1 protein-coding gene is annotated in these 246 nt (G+C 75.2%); it reads right to left on the reverse strand.

The features are described from left to right. Window positions 1-187, reverse strand: a 187-nt coding sequence (locus ADK55_RS23905; protein ID WP_159041536.1) for a hypothetical protein, incomplete at its 3' end; no start/stop codon positions are given. Window positions 188-246: the final 59 nt, after the last annotated feature.

Genomic DNA, 246 nt, shown 5'->3' on the forward strand with positions numbered 1-246 from the left:
TGGCGCGCTCGATGTAGGCGTGGGCCTGGTCCGGGCCGGTGATGAGAAGGGTGGGGCCGGCGACGGGTACGACGGTCCATGAACCGTCGGCATTGGCGGGGACCCGTCGGGCGGGGCCCGGGATCACCAGCCCGGCAAGGGGGGCGGCCGGGCTGCCGGCGCCGATGGCGCGGGTGGTCTGCTGCATGGCTGTGCTCCGAGCGTGTGAAGGGGTGTTCGCGGCGCTGCCGCCGCTCTGTGGCGCCC

The organism is Streptomyces sp. WM4235 (assembly GCF_001279725.1).
Lineage (GTDB): Bacteria > Actinomycetota > Actinomycetes > Streptomycetales > Streptomycetaceae > Streptomyces.